Genomic DNA, 18,960 nt, shown 5'->3' with positions numbered 1-18,960 from the left:
CCCCGTATCCCCGGACCACGGACACGATCCGTGCCACCGGATATGGAGCGAACGCGGGCGACCAGGACACCCAACACCGTTCGGGATGTCCGCAGTGTGCAGGAATGGGTCCAGGACTCACTCCTGCACACTGAATAGGAACGGTCAGCCCGTGTAGCTGCGGGCCGTCGAGTCGCGCTGGGCGGGCTCCAGTGAGCGCAGGCGGGCCTCCACCTCCGGCGGCAGCACCCGGCGTTCGCGCAGCACCCACGGCAGGGCGGCCGTCGCCTCGGCGAACGCGCGCAGGGACGCGGTGTCGCGCGGGACGGTGCGGGCCAGGTGGAGGGTGCGGCGCAGGGCCGGGCCGGCCGGGCGGCGCAGCCAGGTGAACCACAGCGTGTTGCGGATGCCGTGCGCCCGGCGCAGTGTCGAGTCCCGGACGGTCGAGGGATGGTGGTGGATCGTCAGGTCGTCGGCGTACGTCAGCCACCAGCCGTTGGCCGCCAGGTCGGCGGCGAGCAACTCCTCCTCGCCGCCCAGCCACAGCCGGGGGTGGAAGCCGCCCGCGGCCCGGAAGGCGTCGGTGCGCAGCACGGTCGCGGCGGCCAGGAAGGACCCGAGGGCCGGCCCCGGGAGCCAGTCCGGGCGGGGCACGGGCGAGTCGCGCAGTTCCTTGACGATCGGGTCCTCGGTGCCCTCGGGTTCGACGAGGATGCGTGCGGTCACCGAGCCGACCGCCGGATACCGGTCGAGCAGGTCGGCGGCTTTGGCCAGGGAGCCCGGCGCCCACCAGGAGTCGTCGTCGCAGAAGGCGACGTAGGGCGTGCCGACCTGGCGGACCGCCAGGTTGCGGCCGACTGCGCCGAGGTTGCGGCCGGGGCGCAGGAGCCGTACGTCCGGGTGGTGGCGGGTGACGGCGGAGGCGGTGCCGTCGGTGGAGGCGTTGTCGGTGACGATCACCGAGGGCTTCTCGGGGAGTTCGGCGAGGCGGTCCAGGGTGCGCAGGAGTTCGGGGCACCGGTTGTGGGTGATGACGACGACGGTGGTCCGCAGGTCGGTCACGACGCCGCTCCGTTCGCCGTGTCCAGGAGGCGGGCGGCGCGCTCGACGTGCGGGGGCAGCGCCCTGCGGGCGCGCAGGGCGGCGGGCAGGCGGGTGAGCGTCTCGCGCAGGGCGCGCCGGGCGTCCGGGTCGCGGCGGGCGTCGGCGGCGAGGGCACGGGTGCGGGCCAGCGCGTGCGGGAGCGGGCGGCGCAGCCAGGCGGTGAGGAGTTCGTTGCGGCGTACGACGGCCGGGCGGCCGGTGCGGGGGCCGGGGTCCGGGTGGTGGTGGGCGACCACGTCGGGGCAGTGCGTGACGCCCCAGCCGCGGGCGGCCAGGTCGTAGGCGAGGAGGGTCTCCTCGGCGCCGAAGAAGAGCAGGGGGTGGTAGCCGCCGGCGTCGAGGTAGGACGTGCGGCGGGCGACGGCGGCACAGCCGAGGAAGCCGAGCACCTGGGTGCCGGGCAGGTCGGTGGCCGCACCGAGCGGGGAGCCGGCGAGCTGGTCGTTGAGCGGGTCCGCGGCGTCGGCTGGGCCGACGAGGGTGCGGGCGGAGAGCAGTCCGAGCCGGGGGTGCTCGTCGAAGTGCCGGGCGGCGGCGCTGAGGGAGCCGGGTGCCCACCAGGAGTCGTCGTCGCTGAACGCCACGTAAGGGGTGTCGAGGGCGCGGACGCCGTGGGTGCGGGCGAGGGCGCCGCGGTTGAACGGCAGGGCGATCAGGCGGACCCGGGGGAAGTCGCGGGCGAGCATGGCGCGGGTGTCGTCGGTGGAGGCGTTGTCGACGACGAGGACCTCGGGCCGTTCGGGCAGGGCGAGCAGGTGCCGCACGGTGACGGCGAGGCTCGCGGCGCGGTTGCGGGTGGCGATGACGACGCCGACGGGGGCGGGACGGGTGGGGTCGGCGTGGGAGCGTTCGCGGGTGGTCGACGGTCCGCGGTCGGTGGCGTGGTTCATGGTGCCTCTTCCAGGGCGTCCGGGGCGTCCGGGGCGTCGCGGACGTCGAGTGCGTCGAGGGCGTCGAGGACGTCGTCGGTGGTGATCCGCAGCAGCGCGGGGTCGGGCTCGTGGCCGTGCGGGTCGCCGTGGTGGCCGTGGTCGGCGTCCGGGCCCGGGTGCCACAGGGCACGGTGGCGGGGGTGCTCGGGCGGACCCCAGCGGCTGGGCGGGACCGGGCCGAAGAGGGTGACGGTGGGCGTGGCGTGGGCGACGGCGAGGTGGGCGATGCCGGTGTCGCCGCTGACGACGGCGCGGGCATCGGCCACCAGGGCGGAGAGCCGGTCCAGGGGCAGGCCGCCACCGAACACGTCCGCGTCGGGCAGGTGCGCGAGCTTGGCCAGCCTGGCCACCGGGTCCGCCTCGTCCGCTCCCCCGGTGACGACGACCCGGTGTCCGCGGGCGCGCAGCGCTTCGGCGACGGCCGCGTAGCGTTCCACGGGCCAGCGGCGGGAGGGGGCGCCGGCGCCGGGGTGCAGGACGACGGCGCCAGGGGCGGGGGACGGTGCGTCCGGGCGCGGCAGCCGCAGGTCGGTGGGGTCGGCGTCGATGCCGTACGCCCGCAGCAGCCGGCACCAGCGGTCGCGCTCGTGCTCCTCGGCGTACCAGGGCGGCCCGTCGATCTCCGGCGTCTCCGGGTGCGCGAACGCCAGCATTCTCGGCGGGCCGAGGCGCGTCAGCAGGCGGTGGCTGGGCGGTCCGTTGCCGTGCAGGTCGACGGCGACGTCGGGGGGCGGGCCGGTCCAGTCGAGGGTGCGCGGGACGGCGCGGCCGGGCTCGGCGGCGGGCAGCAGCCGGTCGACGGCGCCGGTCGCCGCGACGAGGGGCGCCAGCTCGGCGGGGGTGGCCAGCACCAGTTCGTGTCCGGGGTACGCGCGGCGCAGCGCGCGCAGCGCGGGCACCCCGGCCAGCAGGTCACCGAGCCCGAGTGCGCGCAGGACGAGCAGCCGCGGGCGTGCTCCACCACGGGCGTCGGGCGGGTGCGCCGTCGCGGCGGACGGCGGATGCACGGGATCGCCGGTGACCGGGCCGCCGGCCGACGACGGGACCGCCGCGCCCCGCGCTCCCGCACCGTCCACGGATGCCGGGGGCATCCCCTCCCCCACACCGACACCGACACCGACATTGGCCGTCGACCGCGCCCCCCGGTCGCCACGCGTCGGTCCGGCGGACGGCGGACGCACCGGATCGCCGGTCACCGGGCCCCCGGCGGAGGCCGGGGACGCGGTGCCGCCCGTCGGCGGGCGGGCGGCGGACGCGGCGCGGTGCAGCGGTGGGCGGGCGGCCGGGGACGGGGGCCCGCCGCGTCCCGGGTCCGGTGTGGCGGGGCGGGTCATCGCACCCCCTCTGCCGCGCGGGCCATCAGGGCCGTGGAGGAGCGGCCGTCCAGGTAGGGCAGGAGGACCGCCTGGCCGCCCCACTCCTGGAGCAGGCCGGCCTCGGGGAGGTCCGCACCCGCGTAGTCGCCGCCCTTGACCCACACGTCGGGGCGCAGGTCGCCGAGGAGGCGTTCGGGGGTGTCCTCGTCGAAGACGGCGACCGCGTCGACGCAGGCCAGGGCGCGCAGGACGCGCACGCGGTCGGCGAGGGGGTTGACGGGGCGGCCGTCGCCCTTGCGGCGCCGCACGGAGGCGTCGGAGTTGACGCAGACGACCAGGCAGTCGCCGAGCCGCCGGGCGGCCTGGAGGAGGCCGACGTGGCCGGCGTGCAGCAGGTCGAAGCAGCCGCCGGCGGCGACCACCGTGCCGTGCTGGGCGCGGACGCGGGCTGCCAGGGCCTGCGGGTCGTCGGTGTCGGGCGAAGCGGCCGGTACCGGGCCGGTGCCGGCGGGCGGCAGGGCGCCCGCGCCGCCCGCGGCGACGAACGCCGTCGCGGCGCCCACCGCGCCCTCGACGGCCTCCCCCACCAGCGCGCCGTCGGCCAGCAGCCCGGCGGCGGTGGCCGCGAACCGGTCCCCCGCGCCGCAGGAGTCGCCGTGGTGAGCGGCGGGCGCCGGGAAGAGCAGGGGGTGCTCGCCGTAGGAGAGCAGGGCGCCGCGCGAGCCGAGGGTCACCGTCACCGCCGCCACCCGCCAGTCCCGTACCAGGGCGGTGGCGTTGAGCGCGGCGGCCCGCAGGCCCCCGCCCGGGTGGCCGCCCGGCGGGGCGAAGCCGTGCGCCTCCTTCTCTGCGGGTGTCACCAGCCGGGTGCCGGGGACCGGCGGACCCCCGCGCGGGTGCGGGTCCCAGACCAGCGGCGGGCGGGCGGCCAGTACGTCCCGCAGCGCGTCCGCGGTGCCTCGGCCGTAGTCGGAGACCAGGACGGCCCGGGCGGAGCGCAGGGCCGCGCGGGCCTCGTCCGTGGCCTCGCGGGCCCGGCCGCCGCCCCGGTCGAGGCGGACGACGGGGCGGTCCTGCGCCAGGACCCGGGTCTTCTCGGGCAGGGGGCCGGTGAGAGGGAGCGGGATCAGGGTCAGCCAGGGGTCGAGGAGTTCACGCAGGACCGTGCTCGCCGGATCGTCACCCGCGCCCGTGATCAGTGTGACCTCCCGGCCGTCGCGGGCGGCCAGGTACGCGGCGAGCGCGGCGCCCCCGGGACGTACGCGCTCGGCGCACTCCGACACGACCGGCACCGGCGCGTCGGGCGCCAGCCGGTCGGCGGAGCCGGTGAGGTCGCGGTCCAGCAGGGCGTCGCCGACCACGACCAGAGGAGCCCTGTCAGCCATGCGTCCCGTCACCTCCGCGTTCCCTTGTCCTGCGGGCCCCCCGCGTCCCGTGCGCCTCGCACGCCCCGTACTCCCCGTTCCAGCGCGGCGTCGAAGGCCGCGCACACCATGTGCACGGCGACCAGGTGGATCTCCTGAACGGTGGCCGTCGAGGGGGCGTCCACGCACAGGGACTCGTCGCTGCCCGCCATGAGCGGGTTGGGGGCGCAGCCGGTGAGCGCCCACACCCGTACCCCGGCCGCGCGGGCGGCGTCGGCCGCGGAGAGCAGGTTGGCGCTGGCGCCGCTGGTGGACAGCAGCATCAGTACGTCGCCCTCGCGGCCGTGGGCGCGGACCTGGCGGGCGAACACCTCGTCGACGCCGTAGTCGTTGGCGATGGCGGTGGTGGAGGACGTGTCGGCGTGCAGGGCGATCGCGGAGAACGGCGGGCGGTCGTCGCGGTAGCGGCCGACGAGTTCGGCGGTCAGGTGCTGGGCCTGGGCGGCGCTGCCGCCGTTGCCCGCGGCCAGCAGCCGGCCGCCGCCGGCGAGGACGGCGGCGAGCCGCGAGCCCCAGCGTTCGGTGACGTGCGCGGAGGCTCGGAACGTGCCCAGCGCGTCCTGGAGTTCGTCACAGTGCCCGACGACGGGCGGGTGGACGGTCATCACGCCACCTCCTTCGACAGTGCGTGGTCGGCGAGGGTCAGGCGGTAGACCTGCTCCGCGCCGTCGGCGACGCGCGCCCAGGTGTAGTGCCGCAGGACGCGTTCGCGGCCGTTCCTGCCGTACTGGCGGCGCAGCCGTTCGTCGGCGAGGAGTTCGCGGGCGGCGTCCGCGACGGCCTCGGGGTCCTGCGGGGTGACCAGGCGGCCCGTGGTCCCGTCGGCCACGGAGTCGCGGTGGCCGCCGACGTCGGTGGCGAGGACGGGCACGCCGCAGGCCATCGCCTCCAGCGGCACGATGCCGAACGGCTCGTAGACCGGGGTGCACAGCACCAGGTCGGCGCTGCGGAGCAGGGCGGGCATGTCCTCGGGGTCGACCGCGCCGAGCAGCCGGACCCGGTCGGCGACTCCGGTGCGGCGGGCGAGCGCGGTCAGGCGCCGCGCCTCGGGGTCGGCGTCGAGGCCGCCGGCCGGTGGGCCGCCCGCGACGAGGAGTTCGGTGTCGGGGATGTGGGCCAGGGCACGGATGGCCTGGTCGTAGCCCTTGCGGGGCACGAGCCTGCCGCAGGCCAGCAGCCGGTGCCGCTCCTTGCGGGCGGGGGTGCGGCCGATGTCGGCGGTGGGGTGGAAGTGCTCGGCGTCCACACCGCAGGGGACGACGGACACCTGACGGGGCGGTACGCCCATGTCGCCGAGTTCGACGACCTCGTCCGTGCAGGTGGCCAGGACGCGTTCGCAGGCGCGGCCGAGCTGCCGTTCGATGCCGATGCGTTCGTACGGGCTGGTGTCCCGCATGCCCTGGTGGCGTCGCTTGACGGTGCCCAGGGCGTGGAAGGTCTGCACGAGGGGGACGCCGTGCGGCCGTACGCCGATCTGGGAGGCCATGCCGGACATCCAGAAGTGGGCGTGCGCCACGTCGGGCGTGTCCCGGGCCCAGGCGCGGGCCAGGTGTGCGCCGAAGGCGGGCATGTGCGGGAAGAGTTCGTCCTTGGGCACGACCGCGGGCGGTCCGGCAGGCACGTGCTCGACGACCGCGCCGCCGGGCAGCGGCACCCGGTCGGGCAGACCGGTGGCGTCCCGTCGGGTGTAGACCGTGACGTCGTGGCCGCGCTTGGCCAACTCCTCGGTGAGGCGGGCCACGTAGACGTTCTGTCCACCGGCGTCGACGCCGCCGAGCGCGGCGAGGGGGCTCGCGTGCTCGGACACCATGGCGATCCTCATCGGGTCACCTCCTTCAGCAGCCGCTCCCAGTCGTCCAGGAAGCGGGACAGCCCGTAGCGGGACAGGGCCGCCGCACGGGCTCCGTCGCCGGCCGTGCGCGCGTGCGGCGGGTCGGCGAGGAAGTCGCGTACGGCGTCGGTCAGTACGTCGATGCGGTTGGAGACCACTCCGGCGTCCGGGGGCACGGCCTCGGTGACCTCGGTGGTGGCGAGGGCGACCACGGGCATGCCCAGGTGCATGGCCTCCAGGAGGGACAGGCCCAGGGAGGTCCAGCGGACGGGGTGGACGTAGACGCGGCGGCGGGCCAGTTCGGTGTGCAGGTCGCTCTGGGGGACGTCCCGCGTGCGGCAGCGTCCGGGGTCGACGCCGATGTGCTCGGCGAGTCCCTCGGTGCGCATGCCGAAGACGTCGAGCGGGGCGGCGCGGGAGAAGGCGGGGAGCAGGTCGGTCCCGGTCGTGCGCCCGCGCCGGATCGGCTCGTTGACGACGACGGCGGCGCGGTCCAGTTCGCCGGTCCAGCGGTGGCCGGGGTCGACGATGCCGTGCTCGACGACCGTCGTCTCCCTCGGGCCCGCGTCCCACATCAGCCGGTTGAAGTGGGTGACGTGGACGAGGGTGGTGATGCCGGGGAGGTCCGCGGCGGGGTGGCGGGTGTCGGGCACGTCGCCGTCGGGGGCGTTGTGTTCCAGGTACACCAGCGGCGGGCGGCGGCCGAGCCACTGGTCGACCAGGGCGAGTTCGTGCGGGCGCTGGATGATCACGAGGTCGATGTGCTCGTCCCGCAGCCGCTGAGGCGGTACCTCCACGACGGAGTCGGGCCAGTCCCAGGTGCGGGCGCGGCCGAGGCCGTCGGGTCCGCGGTCCGGGGTGACGGGGACGAGGTAGGTGTGCGGGCCCTGCACGAAGGCCGTGGTCCACGACCCGTGCACGTGCCAGATGAGGATCCTCATGCCTCCCCCAGGAGTTTCTCGACGGCGGCCGCCACGTCGGTGGCCGTGACGGTGTCCAGGCAGGGATGGCCGGGGACGGGGCAGTCCCGGGCCCGGCTGTCCGCGCAGGGCGCGTCCTGGTCGCCGAGCAGGACGTACGGGACGCCGTACGGCCGCCAGCGCTCGGCCGGTACGACCGGCGCGAACAGGGACACGACCGGGGTGCCGACGGCGGCGGCGAGGTGGGCGGGCGCGGTGTTGCCGGTGACGACGACGGCGGCGCCCGCGAGGACGCCGGACAGTTCCGGGGCCTCGGTGCGGCCGCCGAGGTCGGTGCCGTGTTCGCCCGCGACGTGGGCGGTGAGGTCGCGTTCGCCGGGGCCGCCGGTGACCAGCACGCGGTGCCCGGCGGCGGCGAGTTCGCGCACGGCCTCGGCGGCGCGTTCGGGGCTCCAGGCGCGGGCGGGGACGCTGGCGCCGGGGTGGAGCACGACGTAGGGGCCGGGGCCGGTCAGCGCGTCGGCGCGGGGCGGTGTGCGCACGCGCAGCCGTCCGTCGTCGGGGCGGGGGAACCCGGCCGCCTCGGCGAGGTCGAGCGCGGCCTCGGCCTCGTGGGCGTGCGGGGCGCGCTGGTGGCGCAGGTCGAGGAGGGAGCCGGGGTAGTCCACGCTGTCCGCGGCGATGTGCCGGACGCCGGCGAGGCGCAGGACCAGGGCGGTGGGCAGCGGGGACTGGTGGAAGGAGGTGAGGATCAGCGCGGTGTCGGCGTCGATCCGGTCCGCGAGCGCGTCGATGTCCGCCCGGTTCACGTCGGGCGGCTGGAACCCGCCCCACGGCGCGTCCCACACCAGCACCTCGTCCACGCCGGGCAGCAGGCGGGCGGCGGGCGCGCCGCGCGATCCGCACAGCAGCGTGACGTGGTCGGCCCGGGCGGCCACGGCCCGCACGGCGGGTCCGGCGAGCAGTACGTCGCCGAAGCTGTCGAGCCGGGTGACGAGCGCCTTCATCGCGGCCTCCCGCGAGTGTGCGCGGCGGCACGTGACCGGGCCGCCTCGGGGGAGGTGGCGGGGGCAGAGTCGGTGACGGAGTCGGGGGCGGGGGCAGGGGCAGGGGCGGAGTCGGGGGCGGGGGCGGGCCCCGTCCCGAACGCCGCCCCGATGGGGCGTTCGTCCGCCAGGACCCGGCCCCTGGGCGGGCCGTCGAGTACCGCCCGTACGGCGGTCAGGAGGTCCGGGGCGACGTGGGCCGCGCCGGCCGTCTCCTCCGGGCGGGTCCGCGCGTTGGGGACGAGGATGCCGTGGGCGCCCGCGCGTTCGGCGGCCTCGATGTCGGCGCCGATGTCCCCGATGACGACGCAGTCGGCGGGGGCGGTGCAGACGCGTCCGGCCGCCCACAGGACCAGGCCGGGCCGCGGCTTGCGGCAGTGGCAGCCGTCGTCGGGGCCGTGCGGGCAGATGGCCCAGACGTCGAAGGGGCCGATGAGGTCGTCGATCCGCCGGTTGACGTGGCGGACGTCGGTGTCGCTGATGAGGCCGCGGGCGACACCGGACTGGTTGGTGACGACGCCGACGCGGATGCCGTGTTCGCGCAGCAGCGCCACCGCCTCGCGGGCGCCCTCGACGGGCCGGACCCGCTCGGGGTCGCCGTTGTAGGGGACGTCGTGGACGAGGGTGCCGTCGCGGTCGAACAGCACGGTCTTGACGGGGCTCATGCGGTCACCTCCCGCCAGGCGGGGGCGCGGCGGTGCCGCCACATTCCGCTCAGCCGGTGCCATGTCGCGGCGGGCGGGATGAGCGCGCTGGTGGCCAGCATGGTCGTGACCTCGTCACGGGTGCGCGGTCCCGCGGCGATGCGGGCCCAGGCGAACTCGGCGATGCCGGCGGCCCAGCCGAGCCCGGCGACCGCGGCGGCGCGGGGGCGGCCGGCGGCGGCGAGGGCGAGGGCGGCCACGCCGGCGGCGGTGACCGCCGCGTGGCGCCGGATCCGGCCCTTGGGGGCCACCGCCTTGGCCCACCAGTCGGGGCCGTGCAGCCGCAGCATCAGGGCGTCGTCGGCGTTTCCGCGCTGCTGTTTCAGGGACGCCCAGCGGGAGGCGTCGCGTACGGGGTGGCGGGTGGTGCGGCGGCCCCGGCGGATGCGCCACCCCGCGTCGAGGACGCGCAGCGCGAGGTCGGCGTCCTCGCGGAAGGCGCGGGTGAAGCGTTCGTCGAAGCCGTCGACCTCTTTGAGCACGTCGGTGCGGTAGGCCATGTCGGCGGTGATCCACTGGGCCCGCGCGAGGCCGGCGGTCCCGCGCTCCCAGTCGGTGGGGCGTCGCTCGCCCGGCAGCGGCACCGCGATCACGCCCTGCACGGCACCCGTGTCGGGGGCCGCCTCGGCGAGGTCCTGGACCAGCTGGTCGCACCAGTGCGGGCCGACCTGGACGTCGTCGTCGAGGAAGGCGGTCCAGGGCGAGGTGACCGCGCGGAAGCCGGTGTTGCGGGCGGCGGCCGGCCCCCTCCCGCCGCTGCGCAGCACCACCGTGCGCTCGCGCAGGTCGCCCAGGACGCTGAGCGGATGCTCCAGCGCGCCGGGGTCGGCGTCGGGGTCGGGCCGGTCGTCGACGAGGACGACCTCGTCGGGATCGGGGCCGATCGCGGCGACCAGCGCGGCCAGACAGTCGGCCAGCGTGTCGCGTACGAGAGTGGGGACGACGACGGCGTAGCCGGTCCTGGCACCGCCGGCCTGGGGGAGGCCGGTCATGCGAACGCCTTCCCCCGGCGGACCGCGAACGGGCCGATGGCCAGCAGGTCCACGGGTGCGGAGCCGAAGCACTCCAGCGCGTCGCGCGGGTCGTCGACCATGGGCCGTCCCGCGGTGTTGAGGCTGGTGTTGACCACGACGGGCAGTCCGGTGCGGCGTTCGAAGGCGTTCAGCATCCGGGCGACGAGCGGCTCGCGGCGCTCCTCGACGGTCTGGATGCGGGCGGTGCCGTCGACGTGCACCACGGCCGGGATCCGGTCCCGCCAGGCGGGGGCGACGTCGTGCACGAAGAGCATGTACGGGCTGGGGAGGGGCCCGGTGAAGATGTCGGCGGCTCGGTCGGCCAGGACCATGGGCGCGACGGGACGGAACTCCTCGCGGCCCTTGACGTGGTTGAGCCGCTCCAGGTTCTCCGAGCGGCCCGGGTGGGCCATCAGGGAGCGGTGCCCGAGGGCGCGCGGCCCGAACTCGCCGCGCCCCTGGAACCAGGCGACGACGCCGTCCCGGGCCAGTTCCTCGGCGACCGTCTCGGCGATGTCGTCCGGCTCCTCGTAGGGGATGGCCGCCGTCTCCAGCCAGGCCCGGATCTCGTCGTCGCTCCAGCCGCGGCCGAGGTCGGCACCGGGCATGGGCTCGGGGGCGGTGCCCTCCTGGGCGGCGGCCACGTGCAGGGCGCTGCCGAGGGCGGTGCCCGCGTCGCCGGCGGCGGGCTGCACCCACACGTGCCGGTACGGGCCGCGGGCGGCGATCTTCGAGTTGGCGACGCAGTTGAGCGCGACGCCGCCCGCCATGGTCAGCGCTTCTCCCCCTGCCTCGCGGTGCAACCAGTGCACGAGTTCGAGGAGGAGTTCCTCCAGGACGGCCTGGGTGCTCGCGGCGAGGTCGGCGTGGCCCTTCGTCCAGTCCTCGCCCTTGGCGCGGGCCGGGGCGAGGGCCGCCCAGTCGACGCCGTGGGCGCGGAAGCCGCCGTCGCCGGTGGCGTGGATGTGCTCGCGCAGGCGGTCGAGGTGGCGGGGGGTGCCGTAGGAGGCGAGGGCCATCACCTTGTACTCGTCGCTGCTGCGCAGGAAGCCGAGGTGCTCGGTCAGTTCCTCGTAGACCAGGCCGAGGGAGTGCGGGAGTGCCTGCGTGGCGAGGGTGTCGAGCTTGCCGTCGCGGTAGCGGCCGGCCAGGTGGGAGGCGGACTCGCCGCGTCCGTCGAGGACGAGGACGTCGTTGTCGGGGTGCGGTGAGGCCGGTCCGGCGGAGGCGGCGTGCGCGACGTGGTGCGGGACGAAGACGACCTGGTCGGGGTCGAGCCCGGGCAGCGCGTCGGCGAGGAACTCGGGGGCGCGGCGGGCGTACTCCAGCCGCAGCGGGTCCCACGGGTCGTCCAGGCCCATGTCGCGGGCGGGCCGGGCGAGCTTCGGGTCGAAGGAGTACGCGACGGCGTCCAGTTCCCCGGGCCGTATCCCGGCGTGCTCCAGGCACCACCGCGCCGACAGCTCCGGCACCTCCCACGCGGAGAAGGGCACCGGGCGCTTGCCGTGCTTGCGGCGGCTGAAGCGCTCTTCCTCGGCGGCCGCGACGGTCCGGCCGTCGACGACGAGCGCGGCGGCCGGGTCGTGGAACAGGGCGTTGATACCGAGGATGCGCATGGGGGGGTGCTCCGTCCCGGGCGACTACTGGAATCTCTCGCTTCTCAGGGCTCGCGGGTGCCGCAGTGCGGCTGACTCAAACACTTGGAGACAACTCAGTTCCGGATATGAGCGGACATGTCACCGTAAGTAAGTGTCTGTGCTGCGCGATCAGGCGCGGCTTGTCCGTGCCGCGCGGTCGGGCAAGTCCGTGCTGCGATCAGGCCGCGACGGAGTGCGCGAACCAGCCGATGGTCCGCTCCAGCCCCTCGCTCCAGCCGACCCGCGGCTGCCAGTCGAGCCGTTCCCGGGCCAGGGTGGTGTCGGGCCTGCGCCGGCCGGGGTCGTCGACGGGGCGTTCGACGAAGCGGATGCGGGAGCCGGAGCCGGTGAGTTCGACCACGCGGCGGGCCAGTTGCAGCATGGTGATCTCGTCGGCGCCGCCGATGTTCATCGGCCCGCTCTCACCGGACGCGGCGAGGGCCAGGACGCCGTCGACGGTGTCGTCGACGTAGCACAGGGAGCGCGTCTGCCCGCCGTCGCCGGCGACGGTGAGGGGCATGCCGTCCAGTGCCTGCGCGATGAAGGTGGGCACGGCGCGGCCGTCGCCGGTGCGCATGCGGGGCCCGTACGTGTTGAAGATGCGGACGATGGCGGCGTCCGTGCCGTGCACCTGGCGGTGGGCGGTGACCAGGGCCTCGGCGAAGCGCTTGGACTCGTCGTAGACGCTGCGCGGGCCGACGGGGTTGACGTTGCCCCAGTAGCTCTCCCGCTGCGGGTGTTCCAGCGGGTCGCCGTAGACCTCGGAGGTGGAGGCGAGCAGGAAGCGGGCGCCGTCGGCACGGGCCCGCTCCAGGGCGTTGCGGGTGCCGGTGCTGCCGACGTCTAGGGTCTCCAGGGGCAGCCGGAGGTAGTCCGCGGGCGAGGCCGGGCAGGCGAAGTGCAGCACCAGGTCGAACCGGCCGGGCAGAGCGCGCACGGCCGCCGGGTCGGTGGCGTCGGCCCGGACGAACCGGAAGCCGCGGTGCCGCTCCAGTTCGGCCACGTTGCCGTGGGAGCCGGTGGCCAGGTTGTCCAGACACACGACGTCCGTGCCGGCGTCGAGCAGGCGGCCGCACAGGTGGGAGCCGACGAACCCGGCCCCGCCGGTCACCAGCGCCCGGCGCCAGCCGCGTCCGCTCACGGGGATCTCGCTCACGGGGTCCTCCTCACTCTCGGCGTCACTTGCGTGTCGGCTGAGTAACCCGGCGAACGCCCCCACTACCTCGAACACTTACTCGACAGAGCACTATGAACTGCGTCTATACTCGCTATGTATAGTCCTCGCATGCCTTCGCTGAGCGGGAAGATGACAAAAACGGGGACCAGGTTGCGTGTGGTCGCGGCACTCGCGGCCGCCGCCTCGCTGACACTGGCCCTGAGCGGCTGCACGAAACTGGAAACGACCTCCCCCAGTTCCGTCCGGGGCGCGGCGGGCGCCCAGGCGCGGGCCGGGTTCGGCACCGTCGACTGCGGCCGGGCCAAGTGCATCGCGCTGACCTTCGACGCCGGACCGAGCGAGCACTCCGCCCGGCTGCTCGACATACTCAAGGAGAAGAAGGTCCCGGCGACCTTCTTCCTGCTCGGCAAACGGCACATCGACACGTATCCCGAGCTCGTCAGACGCATGGCCGACGAGGGCCACGAGGTGGCCAACCACACCTGGACGCACAAGATCCTCACGGACGCCGAACCGGACGAGATACGCGAGGAGCTGGAGCGCCCGAACAAGGAGGTAGAGCGCCTGACCGGGAAGCGTCCCACCCTGATGCGCCCGCCGCAGGGCCGCACCGACGACACGGTGCACGAGATCTCCCGCGAGCTGGGGCTGGCGGAGGTGCTGTGGAGCGTGACCGCCAAGGACTACCAGACCAACGACTCCGGCCTGATCACCGAGCGCGTACTGAAGCAGTCGTCCCGGGACGGCATCATCCTGCTCCACGACATCTACGACGGCACCGTGCCCGCCGTGCCCGGGATCATCGACGCGCTGAAGAAGCGCGGCTACGTCTTCGTGACGGTCCCCCAGCTCCTGGCCCCCGGAAAGGCCGAGCCGGGCAAGGTCTACCGCTAGTACGGACGGCCGGTTGCCTACGATCGTCCCGTGGCCACCTTCTCGCTCGAACGCACCGCCCCGCTCCCCCTGGACGAGGCATGGCGCCGGCTCACCGCGTGGGAGCGGCACGGCGACGCCGTGCCGCTGACCCGGGTCGCCGTCACCACCCCCGGGCCCACACGCCGGGGCACGGTGATCGTGGCCCGCACGGGCGCCGGCCCGCTCGCCTTCGACGACCCGATGGAGGTGACCGTCTGGCAGCCACCGCACGACGACACCCCCGGCCTGTGCCGACTGGAGAAACGCGGCAAGCTGGTCGGGGGCTGGGCCGAGATGGAGGTCCACTCCGGCCCCGGCGGCCGTACCCGCGTCGTGTGGCGCGAGGAACTGAGGGTCCGTCTCCTCCCGCCCCTCTTCGACGGCGTGCTGGGCCGTGCGGGGCGGTACGTCTTCGGCCGCGCGGTCAACCAGCTGCTGCGGCGTCCATGAATCCCCGGTCGCGCGCGGGGGACGGGACGCGGACGGGTTCGCGTCGTACGTCTCGCGGCGGACGTTTCCCGCGTACCGTGCCGTCATGTCTGTCAGAGCCCGCACCTTCATCCAACTGTCCGTGACCGGCGCCCTGTTGAGCCTGGCGCTGGCGACCCCGTCCGCCTCCGCCGCGCAAGGGCACGCGGTCCCCCTGCGCGTCGCCACGTACAACATCCACGCCGGCACCGGATCGGACGGCGTCTTCGACCTCGACCGGCAGGCCGCCGCGCTGCGCGCCCTCGACGCGGACGTGATCGGCCTCCAGGAGGTCGACGTGCACTGGGGTGCGCGCAGTCAGGGCCTCGACGTCGCCGGGGAGTTGGCGCGACGGCTCGGCATGCGGATGTCGTTCGCCCCCATCTACAGCCTCGACCCCGTGGAGGCCGGGAGCCCGCGGCGCGAGTACGGCGTGGCGGTGCTGTCCCGCTTCCCCATCCGCTCCGAGACGAATCACGAGATCACGCGCCTGTCCACGCAGGACGAGAACCCGGTGCCGGCACCCGCGCCCGGCTTCGGCGAGGTGACGCTCAAGGTGCGTGGGGTACCGGTGCAGGTGTTCGTGACACACCTCGACTACCGGTCCGACCCGGCCGTGCGGGTGGCGCAGGTCGCCGACACCCGGCGGATCATGGCGCGGGAGCGGGCGGACCTGCCGGGAGCCCGGCAGGTACTGCTGGGCGACTTCAACGCCGAACCGGCGGCGCCCGAACTGCGGCCGCTGTGGGCGGGTCTGCGCGACGCCGGAACAGGCACCGGCGGCACGTATCCGGCCGCGGCACCCGTGAAGCGGATCGACTACGTGGCCGTGGGCAAGGGCGTGCGGGTGCACGACGCGTCCGTCCCCGAGGAGGCCGTGGCCTCGGACCACCGGCCGGTGGTGGCGGACGTCTCGCTGCACAGGTAGGGGTAGGGACCTTCGCTGGTCAGCGCGCATCCCGCTTGTCGGGCCACCGTGTACGCGGGGGCAAGGCCGCCTGGGTCCGTCGGCCCCACGTGTAGCGGGATGGTGACGACGGCGGGCCTGGCGCCAGAGTCCAGGTCCGCCACAACCAGACGTCTCGGAGGACTGACGCCTCCCTTGCAGGTCACCGGCACGCCTGCCGTCCCAGGTCAGCTTCTTGCGCTCGTCCGCGACGCGAGGCGGCTCGTGAAGCCACTCGACACAAGCCGTTCGTACGCGCGAATGACTCCGTCCGGCACGTCTTGCGTGATCATGAAGCCTTGCGCAGGATAGATCAGCAAGCGCTGCAGGGAGCCGACGAGCATGTCGACGACCAGCCGTGCGTCCTGGATCGAGTCGACGTACGCGGGAAGGGTCATGGAGGCCGACGCGCTGACGAATTCCGTCCCCGGCCACAGCTTCCGGGCCGTGGCGTAGGCGCGACGTTCCTCGTACGGCTTGCTGACGAGGAGTACGGAGGGCGTGTCGATCCCCTGCTCTTCGAGCAGCGCACGGGAGAGCATGATGTTCTCCCCCGTGTTCCGCGCCTGCGGCTCGACGAACATCGCAGTGGCCGGAACCCCCAACTCCACCGCCCGCTCACGGTAGTGCTCAGCCTCTCCGCGCGGCATACGGTCGCGAGTGGTGCGGCTGGTCGCTCCGGTGAAGACGACCAGCGGCATCATGCCCCGGTGGTACAGATCGGCGGTCGTCTCCGCGACGCCGAGATCATGACTGCCCAGCCCGATCCCTACGGAGCAAGGGCGCGGTTCGTGGCCCATTAGCTGGAAGTCCCACAGCCGTTGAGCATCGGCCCATGCCTGTGCTGAGATCACTTGCGCTCGTCCCCCGGTTTCGCCGAGTCGGGAACCTCGAAGTCGTACGTCCATGAGAAGCGCGTCGCCGCGTGGACACCGATCGCGAATTCCACCGCGGTGCCGTCGGCCGTGTACGTCGTGCGGTGCAACTCCATGACCCAGTCACCCGGAGCGAGCTGGAGGAGCCGGGCTTCCCCGGCCGTGGGAACACGCGCGAACAGCGTCTCCCGCATGTGGTCGATCTCGTATCCGGCGTCGTACAGGACACGAAAGCCCCCGCCCGGACCGGCGGGCCCTGGCGTCGGGTCGACAATGCGGGTTCCTTCCACGTGCTCGGGACGGTAGTAACTGGTCAGCGTATGCGTCGGCTGCGAGCCCTCCCTGACCAAGCGGGCACGTGCGTAGACCTCGGCACCTTCCGGCAGACCGAGCGCCTCAGCGACGGCAGCCGGCGCCGCCGCACGACTGACGGTCTGAGTCTGCTCGTTCCGCTTGTACCCCCGTCCGGACGCCACGCGGTCAGCGACGAACGCCACTTCATCGCCGTCCCGCCACTTGGCCTTGTCGTATCGCGCAACACCGAGCCGTTTGAGCGGAGCCCGCTCACGGACGACTGTGCCGTGCCCCCGCGAGGAGGTGACCAGCCCTTCGGCTTCCAACGCCTTGTAGGCCGCATGGACCGTCGACTTCGAACCTTCACCCGCTTCCACCAGGTCTCTGATCTGCGGCAACTGGTCACCGGACGCGTACTTGCCCTCACGGATCTGTTCGGCCAGCCGGTCCGCGAGCTCCCGCCACTTGGGCGCCATACAGCCCTCCTCTCGACAACAGCCAGTGAAACACAGTCCCAGGACTGCACCTGAAGGTGACTGACGATGAAGACGGCGACGGCAAGGAGCGAACGCACGTGGCTTACACGATTGACCGATATCCCTGTGAGGAGTCGCCGAGGCTCGGGGCGATGACCTTGCATCCGGAACCAGAGTCCGTCCCGCGCGCCCGGCGCTGGTTCCGGAAGTTCATCGCCCCGTACAACCCGGTCTGCTCGATCGACGACTGTGTCCTGCTGATCTCCGAACTGGTCACGAACGCCATCTGCCACGGCACGTCGGAAGATCCGTGGCTGGTGCAGGTCGAGTGGTTCCGTGATGGGACCTCACTCCGCGTCGAGGTCCACAGCCCCGGCCTCCCGGCAGGCGTACGACTGCGACACCCGGACACGCACGACACCCACGGGCGAGGGCTGCACCTCGTCGACTCCCTCGCGGCCTCTTGGCAATCCGGCCCCAGTCACCTCGGTGGCACGGTTGTCCCGTTCGTGGTCGCTGATGCCTGGCCGGCTCGAGAGAAGGACCAAGCCGCGCCGTGGGCGCCCACCCCCAGCGAGACGTCTCCCAGCGCGGACCGAATGCCTCCCCTGAGCTGAAGTGTGGCGACGACACTGGAACTCAAGGATGACCGGGGTTTTCGAGTGCCGAGAATCGCTCGCGCTCCCAGCTTGGGAGGTGCAGGTCAAGCAGGGGTCGGCACTGCTCAGGCCACCGACCCGATGCGCCCCCCCGGTGTCGACGGGCCGTCGTGGTGGATCGGGGTGTGGGCGCCGGTCAGGGAGGCGCCCGTGCCGCCGCGGCGGGTCGCGATGATCTCGGCGGCGATGGACAGGGCCGTCTCCTCGGGGGTGCGGGCGCCGAGGTCGAGGCCGATGGGTGACCTGAGGCGGGTCAGCTCCAGGTCGCTCACGCCGACCTCGCGCAGGCGGGCGTTGCGGTCGAGGTGGGTGCGGCGGGAGCCCATCGCGCCGACGTAGGCCACCGGCAGGCGCAGGGCGAGCCGGAGGAGCGGTACGTCGAACTTGGCGTCGTGGGTCAGGACGCACAGCACCGTGCGCGCGTCGACCTCGGTGCGTGCGAGGTACTCGTGGGGCCACTCGACGACGATGTCGTCCGCGTCGGGGAAGCGGACCTTCGTCGCGAAGACGGGGCGGGCGTCGCAGACCGTCACGTGGTAGCCGAGGAACTTGCCGGCGCGGACCAGTGCCGAGGCGAAGTCGATCGCGCCGAAGACGATCATGCGGGGTGCCGGGACGGAGGACTCGACCAGAAGTGTGAGCGGTGCTCCGCAACGCGAGCCCTGCTCTCCTATCTCCAGGGTGCCGGTGCGGCCGGCGTCCAGGAGGGCGCCCGCCTCGGCGGCCACCGTGCGGTCCAGTTCGGGGTGCGCCCCGAAGCCGCCCTCGGACGTGCCGTCCGGATGGACGACGAGTGCGCGGCCCGTCAGTTCCGCGGGGCCGCTCACGATCCGGGCCACCGCCGCCGCCTCACCCCGGGCGGCGGCGGCGAGCGCGGCCGCCAGTGCCGGACGGGCGGGGTCGTCCGCCCGTACCGGCGTGACGAGGATGTCGATGACCCCGCCGCAGGTCAGGCCCACGGCGAAGGCGTCCTCGTCGCTGTAGCCGAAGCGCTCGAGGACGGTTTCGCCGTCGTCCAGCGCCTGCCGGCACAGCTCGTACACGGCCCCCTCCACACAGCCGCCGGAGACCGAGCCGATCGCCGTGCCCTCGGCGTCCACCGCGAGGGCGGCGCCGGGCCGGCGGGGTGCGCTGCCGCTGACGGCCACCACGGTGGCCACGGCGAAGTCGCGTCCCTGCTCGACCCACCGGTTCAGCTCTTCGGCGATGTCCAGCATCTGTCGGTCTCCTCACGACGCGGTGAT

Annotated in this window: 18 protein-coding genes and 1 pseudogene; 4 read left to right on the top strand and 15 right to left on the bottom strand. The window is 74.3% G+C overall.

The window, feature by feature from the left end; all coding sequences use genetic code 11:
- Nucleotides 1–144: 144 nt before the first annotated feature.
- The 12 genes from ACH4NX_RS30700 to ACH4NX_RS30645 form a co-directional block, all read right to left on the bottom strand.
- Nucleotides 145–1,041: a glycosyltransferase family 2 protein gene (locus ACH4NX_RS30700; protein ID WP_398129514.1), complete on the bottom strand. Its 897-nt coding sequence runs from the start codon at nt 1,039–1,041 to the stop codon at nt 145–147.
- Nucleotides 1,038–1,973, bottom strand: coding sequence for a glycosyltransferase (locus tag ACH4NX_RS30695; RefSeq protein ID WP_351402273.1), 936 nt, complete (start codon nt 1,971–1,973; stop codon nt 1,038–1,040). The genes ACH4NX_RS30700 and ACH4NX_RS30695 overlap by 4 nt, the downstream gene beginning before the upstream one ends.
- Nucleotides 1,970–3,106: a glycosyltransferase family 9 protein gene (locus ACH4NX_RS30690; RefSeq protein ID WP_351402271.1), complete on the bottom strand. Its 1,137-nt coding sequence runs from the start codon at nt 3,104–3,106 to the stop codon at nt 1,970–1,972. Before ACH4NX_RS30690 ends, ACH4NX_RS30695 begins: the two co-directional genes overlap by 4 nt.
- A 239-nt stretch (nt 3,107–3,345) precedes the next feature.
- Nucleotides 3,346–4,716 (bottom strand): D-glycero-beta-D-manno-heptose 1-phosphate adenylyltransferase, encoded by a 1,371-nt coding sequence (gene rfaE2 / locus ACH4NX_RS30685; RefSeq protein ID WP_351402268.1) that lies wholly within the window; start codon nt 4,714–4,716, stop codon nt 3,346–3,348.
- An 8-nt stretch (nt 4,717–4,724) separates the two neighbouring features.
- Nucleotides 4,725–5,360: an SIS domain-containing protein gene (locus ACH4NX_RS30680; RefSeq protein ID WP_351402266.1), complete on the bottom strand. Its 636-nt coding sequence runs from the start codon at nt 5,358–5,360 to the stop codon at nt 4,725–4,727.
- Complete coding sequence (locus ACH4NX_RS30675) at nt 5,360–6,577, bottom strand: glycosyltransferase family 1 protein (RefSeq protein ID WP_351402264.1); 1,218 nt, start codon at nt 6,575–6,577, stop codon at nt 5,360–5,362. Before ACH4NX_RS30675 ends, ACH4NX_RS30680 begins: the two co-directional genes overlap by 1 nt.
- Nucleotides 6,574–7,527, bottom strand: a complete 954-nt coding sequence (locus ACH4NX_RS30670; RefSeq protein ID WP_398129513.1) for a glycosyltransferase — start codon at nt 7,525–7,527, stop codon at nt 6,574–6,576. The genes ACH4NX_RS30675 and ACH4NX_RS30670 overlap by 4 nt, the downstream gene beginning before the upstream one ends.
- The gene (locus tag ACH4NX_RS30665; protein WP_398129512.1) at nt 7,524–8,513 is read right to left on the bottom strand and encodes a glycosyltransferase family 9 protein; all 990 of its coding nucleotides are present in this window, start codon (nt 8,511–8,513) and stop codon (nt 7,524–7,526) included. The genes ACH4NX_RS30670 and ACH4NX_RS30665 overlap by 4 nt, the downstream gene beginning before the upstream one ends.
- Entirely contained in the window at nt 8,510–9,217 is a 708-nt protein-coding gene (locus ACH4NX_RS30660; protein WP_351402257.1) for an HAD family hydrolase, read from the bottom strand. Before ACH4NX_RS30660 ends, ACH4NX_RS30665 begins: the two co-directional genes overlap by 4 nt.
- A complete protein-coding gene (locus tag ACH4NX_RS30655; RefSeq protein ID WP_398129511.1) occupies nt 9,214–10,248 on the bottom strand; it encodes a glycosyltransferase family 2 protein in 1,035 nt (344 codons plus the stop codon). The genes ACH4NX_RS30660 and ACH4NX_RS30655 overlap by 4 nt, the downstream gene beginning before the upstream one ends.
- The gene (locus tag ACH4NX_RS30650) at nt 10,245–11,885 is read right to left on the bottom strand and encodes a carbamoyltransferase (RefSeq protein ID WP_398129510.1); all 1,641 of its coding nucleotides are present in this window, start codon (nt 11,883–11,885) and stop codon (nt 10,245–10,247) included. Before ACH4NX_RS30650 ends, ACH4NX_RS30655 begins: the two co-directional genes overlap by 4 nt.
- Nucleotides 11,886–12,084: 199 nt before the next feature.
- Nucleotides 12,085–13,062 carry an NAD-dependent epimerase/dehydratase family protein gene (locus ACH4NX_RS30645; RefSeq protein WP_398129509.1) on the bottom strand — a complete coding sequence of 326 codons (978 nt, stop codon included), beginning with the start codon at nt 13,060–13,062 and terminating at the stop codon, nt 12,085–12,087.
- A gap of 129 nt (nt 13,063–13,191) precedes the next feature.
- Between ACH4NX_RS30645 and ACH4NX_RS30640 the strand changes: the two genes are divergently transcribed.
- From ACH4NX_RS30640 to ACH4NX_RS30630, 3 genes are all read left to right on the top strand, one after another.
- A complete protein-coding gene (locus ACH4NX_RS30640) occupies nt 13,192–13,977 on the top strand; it encodes a polysaccharide deacetylase family protein (RefSeq protein WP_398129508.1) in 786 nt (261 codons plus the stop codon).
- Between the two features lie 30 nt (nt 13,978–14,007).
- The gene (locus ACH4NX_RS30635; protein ID WP_398129507.1) at nt 14,008–14,448 is read left to right on the top strand and encodes an SRPBCC family protein; all 441 of its coding nucleotides are present in this window, start codon (nt 14,008–14,010) and stop codon (nt 14,446–14,448) included.
- Between the two features lie 85 nt (nt 14,449–14,533).
- Complete coding sequence (locus ACH4NX_RS30630; RefSeq protein ID WP_398129506.1) at nt 14,534–15,394, top strand: endonuclease/exonuclease/phosphatase family protein; 861 nt, start codon at nt 14,534–14,536, stop codon at nt 15,392–15,394.
- A 206-nt stretch (nt 15,395–15,600) separates the two neighbouring features.
- On the opposite strand, the gene ACH4NX_RS30625 is transcribed toward ACH4NX_RS30630, so the two are convergent.
- Both ACH4NX_RS30625 and ACH4NX_RS30620 read right to left on the bottom strand, forming a co-directional pair.
- Nucleotides 15,601–16,266 (bottom strand): YdcF family protein, encoded by a 666-nt coding sequence (locus ACH4NX_RS30625; RefSeq protein ID WP_398129505.1) that lies wholly within the window; start codon nt 16,264–16,266, stop codon nt 15,601–15,603.
- Complete coding sequence (locus ACH4NX_RS30620; RefSeq protein WP_398129504.1) at nt 16,263–17,057, bottom strand: GntR family transcriptional regulator; 795 nt, start codon at nt 17,055–17,057, stop codon at nt 16,263–16,265. The genes ACH4NX_RS30625 and ACH4NX_RS30620 overlap by 4 nt, the downstream gene beginning before the upstream one ends.
- A gap of 98 nt (nt 17,058–17,155) precedes the next feature.
- On the opposite strand from ACH4NX_RS30620, the pseudogene ACH4NX_RS30615 reads away from it, so the two are divergent.
- Nucleotides 17,156–17,590 (top strand): annotated as a pseudogene (locus ACH4NX_RS30615) (ATP-binding protein); the annotation flags it as partial.
- 191 nt (nt 17,591–17,781) lie between these two features.
- Here ACH4NX_RS30615 and ACH4NX_RS30610 read toward each other — a convergent pair.
- On the bottom strand, nt 17,782–18,933 hold the full coding sequence (locus ACH4NX_RS30610; protein ID WP_398129503.1) for an XdhC family protein: 1,152 nt from the start codon (nt 18,931–18,933) through the stop codon (nt 17,782–17,784).
- Between the last annotated feature and the right edge of the window lie 27 nt (nt 18,934–18,960).

The organism is Streptomyces sp. NPDC017225, from assembly GCF_044331465.1.
GTDB lineage: Bacteria > Actinomycetota > Actinomycetes > Streptomycetales > Streptomycetaceae > Streptomyces.
This window is presented reverse-complemented; position numbering and strand designations above follow the sequence as displayed.

What these genes read in the sequence shown, in the direction of transcription:
- ACH4NX_RS30620 (WP_398129504.1), bottom strand. Translation starts at nt 17,057, where the DNA reads ATGGCGCCCAAGTGGCGGGAGCTCGCGGACCGGCTGGCCGAACAGATC.
- ACH4NX_RS30670 (WP_398129513.1), bottom strand. Translation starts at nt 7,527, where the DNA reads ATGAGGATCCTCATCTGGCACGTGCACGGGTCGTGGACCACGGCCTTC.
- ACH4NX_RS30660 (WP_351402257.1), bottom strand. Translation starts at nt 9,217, where the DNA reads ATGAGCCCCGTCAAGACCGTGCTGTTCGACCGCGACGGCACCCTCGTC.
- ACH4NX_RS30610 (WP_398129503.1), bottom strand. Translation starts at nt 18,933, where the DNA reads ATGCTGGACATCGCCGAAGAGCTGAACCGGTGGGTCGAGCAGGGACGC.
- ACH4NX_RS30665 (WP_398129512.1), bottom strand. Translation starts at nt 8,513, where the DNA reads ATGAAGGCGCTCGTCACCCGGCTCGACAGCTTCGGCGACGTACTGCTC.
- ACH4NX_RS30655 (WP_398129511.1), bottom strand. Translation starts at nt 10,248, where the DNA reads ATGACCGGCCTCCCCCAGGCCGGCGGTGCCAGGACCGGCTACGCCGTC.
- ACH4NX_RS30640 (WP_398129508.1), top strand. Translation starts at nt 13,192, where the DNA reads ATGCCTTCGCTGAGCGGGAAGATGACAAAAACGGGGACCAGGTTGCGT.
- ACH4NX_RS30650 (WP_398129510.1), bottom strand. Translation starts at nt 11,885, where the DNA reads ATGCGCATCCTCGGTATCAACGCCCTGTTCCACGACCCGGCCGCCGCG.
- ACH4NX_RS30695 (WP_351402273.1), bottom strand. Translation starts at nt 1,973, where the DNA reads ATGAACCACGCCACCGACCGCGGACCGTCGACCACCCGCGAACGCTCC.
- ACH4NX_RS30630 (WP_398129506.1), top strand. Translation starts at nt 14,534, where the DNA reads ATGTCTGTCAGAGCCCGCACCTTCATCCAACTGTCCGTGACCGGCGCC.
- ACH4NX_RS30680 (WP_351402266.1), bottom strand. Translation starts at nt 5,360, where the DNA reads ATGACCGTCCACCCGCCCGTCGTCGGGCACTGTGACGAACTCCAGGAC.
- ACH4NX_RS30690 (WP_351402271.1), bottom strand. Translation starts at nt 3,106, where the DNA reads ATGCCCCCGGCATCCGTGGACGGTGCGGGAGCGCGGGGCGCGGCGGTC.
- rfaE2 (WP_351402268.1), bottom strand. Translation starts at nt 4,716, where the DNA reads ATGGCTGACAGGGCTCCTCTGGTCGTGGTCGGCGACGCCCTGCTGGAC.
- ACH4NX_RS30675 (WP_351402264.1), bottom strand. Translation starts at nt 6,577, where the DNA reads ATGAGGATCGCCATGGTGTCCGAGCACGCGAGCCCCCTCGCCGCGCTC.